Here is a 5,236-nt window from a genome sequence, read left to right as displayed (position 1 = left end):
GTCCGGGGCGTCTCGTGTCGCCGTGTCGTGGGTCGGGGCGTTCGCGGGCGCGGTGTCGCCGAGGAGGCGGGCGGCGATGCGGGCGGGGCCGTCGTCGAGTTCGTGGATGCGCCAGGCGTGGGGGGCGTCGTCCGGGCGTTCGTCGAGGAACGCCTCGGCGGCGGCGATCATGAGCGGCACCGCGGCCCGCGGCTCGACGGCCGCGCCGATGTCCCGGCTCGCGAGCAGCAGCCGCCCGTCGCCGTACGTGACGTCCGCCCCGAGCCCGAGCACGTCCCCCGAGCCGTCGTCCAGGGCGAACAGGAAGCGTCCCGGCAGTTCGGCCAGCCGGGGCCGGGCGCACAGCGTCCGGTCGAGGGACCGCACCAGCGCGAGCACGTCCGACGACCCGGCCGGGCCGCGCCCGCTCAGCGGCGAGGCGACGATGTTGCGCACCCGCTCGTGCGCGGCGGACGGCAGCAGGCCCACGGCGGCGATCCGCGCGGCGAAGGCGGCGGGCGAGCGCAGCCCGCGCACCTGGACGTTCGCCCGCGAGGTGAGCTCGATCACCCCCGACCCGAACTCCTCGGCGCAGGCCGCGAGCTCGCGGAGCTGACCGGCGGACACCACGCCCCCGGGCAGGCGCACCCTGGCCAGCGGGCCGTCGGCGGCTTCGTGCACCTGTAGTGCCCCCGGACAGGCGTCAGGATGGTTCCGTCCAGGAAAGTCGGCTATGGACACGGAGAGGATGGTAACGCCAGTTCTGGTGGAGGCCGGTCTTGCCGTAGTCTCCTCGTAGACGATGGCAATGGGAGGAAGCCGGTGCGAATCCGGCGCGGTCCCGCCACTGTGACCGGGGAGCGAACCCCACCACAGGCCACTGCCCGGCGACGGGTGGGAAGGCCGGGGTGAGCACTGATCCGGGAGCCAGGAGACTCCTGCCGTCGCGTCACCCGCGACCGGGGCGAGGACCCCGAGGGAGGAATGTGCCGTGCCCGGCGACAGCCGTACCGTCCTGCTGCTCTCCACCTCAGACACCGACCTGCTGAGCGCCCGCGCCGCCGCCGTCCCGTACCGGCTGGGCAACCCCGCCAGGCTGGCCCCCGACGACCTGACCGAGCTGCTGGACGGCACGGACCTGGTCGTGGTGCGCCTGCTCGGCGGGCGGCGCGCCTGGGAGGAGGGGCTCGACGCGCTGCTGAGCGGCCCCCGGCCGGTGGTGGTGCTGGGCGGCGAGCAGGCGCCGGACGCCGAACTGATGGAACTGTCCACGGTGAGCGGCGGCGTCTGCGCCGAGGCGCACGCCTACCTCGCGCACGGCGGGCCCGCGAACCTGGCCGAACTGCACGCCTTCCTGTCGGACACCGTGCTGCTGACCGGGCACGGCTTCGCCCCGCCCGCGCCGACGCCGTCGTGGGGACGGCTGGAGCGCACGTCCCGGTCGCAGCGCGGGCCCGTGGTGGGCGTGCTCTACTACCGGGCGCACCACCTGGCGGGCAACACCGCGTTCGTCGAGGCGCTCTGCGCGGCCGTCGAGGACGCGGGCGGCCGGGCGCTGCCGATCTTCTGCTCGTCCCTGCGCACCGCCGAGCCCGGCCTGCTCGACGCCCTGCGCGAAGCGGACGCGCTGGTCGTGACGGTGCTCGCGGCCGGCGGCGCGCGCCCCGCCACCGCCTCCGCGGGCGGCGACGACGAGGCGTGGGACGTCGGCGCACTGGCCGCGCTCGACGTGCCGATCCTGCAGGGGCTCTGCCTGACCACCGGCAAGCAGGCGTGGGAGGAGAACGACGACGGCCTGTCCCCGCTGGACGCCGCCTCCCAGGTGGCGATCCCCGAGTTCGACGGGCGGATCATCACGGTGCCGTTCTCGTTCAAGGAGATCGACGAGGACGGGCTGACCGTCTACGCCGCCGACCCCGAGCGGGCCGCCCGGGTCGCCGGGATCGCGGTGCGGCACGGCCTGCTGCGCCACGTCCCGCCCGCCGAGCGGCGGCTGGTCGTGATGTTGTCGGCGTACCCGACCAAGCACTCCAGGATCGGCAACGCGGTCGGCCTGGACACCCCGGCCAGCACCGTACGACTGCTGGCCAGGCTCGCCGAGGCGGGCTACGACCTGGGCGAGGGCTTCCCCGGGGTGGCCGAGCAGGACGGCGACGCGCTCATCCACGCGCTGATCGCCGCCGGCGGCCAGGACCCGGACTGGCTGACCGAGGAGCACCTGGCGGGCAACCCGGTGCGGATCTCCGCCGCGTCGTACGAGCGCTGGTTCCGCACGCTGCCGCAGGGCCTGCGGGACGGGATGGAACGGCACTGGGGCCCGCCGCCCGGCGAGCTGTTCGTGCACGAGGGCGACATCGTGCTCGCCGCGCTGCGCGCCGGGAACCTGGTCGTCATGGTGCAGCCGCCGCGCGGCTTCGGCGAGAACCCGATCGCCGTCTACCACGACCCCGAACTGCCGCCCAGCCACCACTACCTGGCCGCCTACCGCTGGCTGTCGGACGAGTTCGGCGCGCACGCGATGGTGCACGTGGGCAAGCACGGCAACCTGGAGTGGCTGCCCGGCAAGTCGGCGGGCATGTCCGCCGCGTGCGCCACCGACGCGGCGATCGGCGACCTGCCGCTGGTCTACCCGTTCCTGGTCAACGACCCGGGCGAGGGCACCCAGGCCAAGCGGCGGGCGCACGCCGTGCTGGTGGACCACCTGGTGCCGCCGATGGCCCGCGCGGACACGTACGGCGACATCGCCCGGCTGGAGCAACTCCTCGACGAGCACGCCACGATCGCCGCCATGGACCCGGCCAAGCTGCCCGCGATCCGGGCGCAGATCTGGACGCTCATCCAGGCGGCCCGGCTCGACCACGACCTCGGCCTCGCCGACCGGCCGCACGACACCGAGTTCGACGACTTCCTGCTGCACGTGGACGGGTGGCTGTGCGAGGTGAAGGACGCGCAGATCCGCGACGGCCTGCACGTGCTCGGGCAGGCCCCGGCCGGTCAGGTGCGCATCGACCTGGTGCTGGCCATGCTGCGGGCGCGGCAGCTCTGGGCCGGTCGCGAGACGCTGCCCGGCCTGCGCGAGGCGCTCGGCCTGGCCGAGGACGGCACGGCCGGGCTGGCCGAGGTGGACCGGGCCGAGGCGCTCGCCCGCGCCCTGGTGGCAGGGATGGAGGAGCGCGGCTGGACGCCCGAGTCGGCTCCCGAGGTCGCCCGCGCCGTCCTCGCATCCGAGGGGACGTCCGGCGATCTCGGGCTCGTGACGCGCGTCCTCGTCTTCGCCGCCACCGAGATGGTCCCCCGGCTGGCCCGCACCACCGATGAGCTCGACCACGTCCTGCACGCCCTCGACGGCGGGTACGTCCCGGCCGGGCCCAGCGGCTCGCCGCTGCGCGGCCTGGTCAACGTGCTGCCGACGGGCCGCAACTTCTACTCGGTCGATCCGCGCGCGGTGCCCAGCAGGCTCGCCTGGGAGACCGGGCAGGCGATGGCCGAGTCGCTGCTGGAGCGCTACCGCGCCGACACGGGGGAGTGGCCGCGCTCCGTGGGCCTGTCCGTGTGGGGCACCAGCGCCATGCGCACGGCGGGCGACGACGTGGCCGAGGTGCTCGCGCTGCTCGGTGTGCGTCCCGAGTGGGACGAGGCCTCCCGCCGCGTCACCCGCCTGGAGCCGATCCCGCTCGCCGAGCTGGCCCGGCCCAGGATCGACGTCACGGTCCGCATCAGCGGCTTCTTCCGGGACGCCTTCCCGCACGTGGTGGCCATGCTCGACGACGCCGTACGCCTGGTCGCGAGCCTGGACGAGCCGCACGAGCACAACTACGTGCGCGCCCACGTCGCCGAATCCGCCGGGGACGAGCGGCAGGCCACGATGCGCGTCTTCGGCTCCGCGCCCGGCGCGTACGGGGCGGGGCTGCTGCCGCTGATCGACAGCCGCAACTGGCGCGACGACGCCGACCTGGCCGAGGTGTACGCGGTGTGGGGCGGCTTCGCCTACGGCCGCGACCTCGACGGCGTGGCCGCCCGCCCGCAGATGGAGGACGCCTACCGCCGCATCGCCGTGGCCGCCAAGAACGTCGACAGCGCCGAGCACGACATCGCCGACTCCGACGACTACTTCCAGTACCACGGCGGCATGGTCGCCACGGTCCGCGCGCTCACCGGCAGGGCCCCGGCCGCGTACGTCGGCGACAGCACCAGGCCCGACGCCGTGCGCACCCGGACGCTCTCGGAGGAGACGGCGCGCGTCTTCCGCGCCCGGGTCGTCAACCCGCGCTGGCTGGCCGCGATGCGGCGGCACGGCTACAAGGGCGCCTTCGAGCTGGCCGCCACCGTGGACTACCTGTTCGGCTACGACGCCACCACCGGGGTGGTCGCCGACTGGATGTACGACAAGCTCACCGAGACGTACGTGCTCGACCCGGAGAACCAGGCGTTCATGTCCGAGTCGAACCCGTGGGCCCTGCACGGCATCGCCGAGCGTCTCCTCGAGGCCGCCGAGCGCGGCATGTGGGCGCACCCGGACCCCGGCGTGCTGCGGGAACTTCAGGAGGTCTACCTCAGGACCGAGGGCGACCTGGAGGACGACACCAGCCGCTGAGCCGCCTCCGGCCGGCCCGCCCAGTGCAGGTGCAGGTAGGAGGCCGTCACGAGGGCGTCGCCGTAGCCGTCGGCGCCGCCCTCCCAGCGGAACAGCGGCCCCGCGTACCCGGCCGCGCCCGGCCCGGCCGGGTACGCCACGGCGGTGCGGTGGAACTCGTGGCCCCGGTAGCGTTCGCCCGGCCTGGTCAGCGGCGAGCGGCCGAGCGCGACGGCCTCCCGGTAACCGAGCGTCAGCCGGGACGTCATCGCGGCCCGGCCCGGAACGCGCCCGCACATCGGCCGCCCGTCGAGTTCCGCGCACAGGTACAGCAGGCCCGCGCACTCGGCCGCGATCGGGCCCCGGAAGGACGCCACCTGTTCGCGCAGGGGTTGGTTGGCGGCCAGTTCGGCGGCGTACACCTCGGGGAAGCCGCCGCCGATCACGAGCGCGCCGGTGGCGTCGGGCAGGCGTTCGTCGCGCAGCGGGTCGAAGGTCACGACGTCCGCGCCGGCCGCCCGCAGCAGCTCGACGTGCTCGGCGTAGCCGAACGTGAACGCCGCGCCGCCCGCGCCCGCCACCACCGGCCGCCCCGCCCCGGCCCCACGGCCCGCCGAAGCCGCGAGGTCGGCCGGATGCCTGGGACCGGTCGTGTTCGCGAAGGGGAGGGGATTGGTGGGGGAG

At 75.0% G+C, this 5,236-nt stretch carries 1 protein-coding gene, 2 pseudogenes and 1 riboswitch; of the genes and pseudogenes, 1 reads left to right on the top strand and 2 read right to left on the bottom strand.

From position 1 onward, the window contains the following. Nucleotides 1-660 (bottom strand): annotated as a pseudogene (locus FAF44_RS51925) (precorrin-3B synthase); the annotation flags it as partial. Between the two features lie 76 nt (nt 661-736). Then, nucleotides 737-940, top strand: a riboswitch (cobalamin riboswitch). Nucleotides 941-970: 30 nt separating this feature from the next. Between FAF44_RS51925 and cobN the strand changes: the two are divergent. After that, nucleotides 971-4,573 carry a cobaltochelatase subunit CobN gene (cobN, locus tag FAF44_RS51920; protein ID WP_237110901.1) on the top strand — a complete coding sequence of 1,201 codons (3,603 nt, stop codon included), beginning with the start codon at nt 971-973 and terminating at the stop codon, nt 4,571-4,573. Here cobN and FAF44_RS51915 read toward each other — a convergent pair. After that, a pseudogene (locus FAF44_RS51915) lies at nt 4,528-5,236 on the bottom strand (cobyrinic acid a,c-diamide synthase); the annotation flags it as partial. The gene cobN and the pseudogene FAF44_RS51915 sit on opposite strands and share 46 nt — an antisense overlap.

Source organism: Nonomuraea sp. MG754425, assembly GCF_021699195.1.
GTDB lineage: Bacteria > Actinomycetota > Actinomycetes > Streptosporangiales > Streptosporangiaceae > Nonomuraea.
Note: the sequence above shows the minus strand (reverse complement) of the source record. Positions and strands in the feature narration are given on the sequence as shown.